This is a genomic window from Vibrio sp. Vb0937, assembly GCF_033338855.1.
Map to the genome: position 1 here is coordinate 1 of NZ_JAWOTK010000435.1, position 1,061 is coordinate 1,061.

Consider the following 1,061-nt stretch of genomic DNA (forward strand, 5'->3'; position numbering starts at 1 on the left):
CGATGCTGCGCGCAATATTCTCTCATTAAATTGGCTTTCATTGAGAGCGGTGAGCTGTTGAAACCGTGGATGTACAATAGAAGTGAAGGTTTACTCATAGAAGTCTCGCATGAAAAAGCGAGCCCGAACTTAGAGCTCGGGCATCATTAATATCCGTTGGAAGAGAAATCTGGCTGGAATTGGCCTTCTGGTAAACGGTCGACATGGGTTGTGATGTCGCCGTTGGTGTGCAGTACTAGCTCACGCCAACCTGGGGATGTGGTATCAAGCGCGAAATCATCGGAATTCGGCTTAAACTGGACACACGTTGATGGTGTTGCCATCACTCGAATACCTTTGTGTATTACGTTCATGTCTTGATGAACATGCCCACACAAAATGCCTTTTACATTGTCGCATCGATCCACAACTTGCCAAAACGCTTCTGCGTCTTTCAACGTATGCTGATCAAGCCAAGCACTCCCCACCAGCAAAGGATGGTGATGCAATAAAACCAGTGTATGACGCTCAGGAAATTCCGTTAATTTCTCTTCCAAAAGAGTCAACTGCTGATCGCTTAAACGCCCATGAGGCACGCCTACTACTTGAGAATCAAGCAAAATCAATTGCCACTTTTCACCCAGCAACACATGTTCTGCCGCTTGAATTTGTGGTGAAGGTAACACACTGCCCATATTGGGTTTGTAATCGTGATTTCCCGGCAGCCAATAACAATCCTTTTGCAGCGGCGCAATGCCATCAGCAAATCGTTGATAAGACTCGGCGCTATGATCCTGTGAAATATCGCCAGTCGCTAAAATGTAATCAAACCCCACTTTGCGGCGCAAAACTTCGTTAACCACAGCAGAAAAGCTGTCGGCTGTTTTTACGCTCAGCAAACTTCCCTCGTCTGCAGCGAACAGATGAGTATCCGTAATTTGTAAAAGTTTGATGCTGTCATTCGATGATTGCAAAATGAAAACCTGATTCGTTCACTCTATAGTTTCTTGTTATTTTCCTTGAATGACGTGACGATCAATTGAAGGCAAGCGGCGTTCTACTAATGCCACTTCGTAAACAAA

At 45.1% G+C, this 1,061-nt stretch carries 2 protein-coding genes; both read right to left on the minus strand.

Annotation, left to right across the window (positions count from 1 at the left end):
- Positions 1–98: YqiA/YcfP family alpha/beta fold hydrolase (locus R7P67_RS26295; protein ID WP_318086515.1), on the minus strand; the 98-nt coding region annotated here is incomplete at its 3' end.
- A 48-nt stretch (positions 99–146) separates the two neighbouring features.
- A complete protein-coding gene (gene cpdA / locus R7P67_RS26300; RefSeq protein ID WP_318086514.1) occupies positions 147–953 on the minus strand; it encodes a 3',5'-cyclic-AMP phosphodiesterase in 807 nt (268 codons plus the stop codon).
- Between the last annotated feature and the right edge of the window lie 108 nt (positions 954–1,061).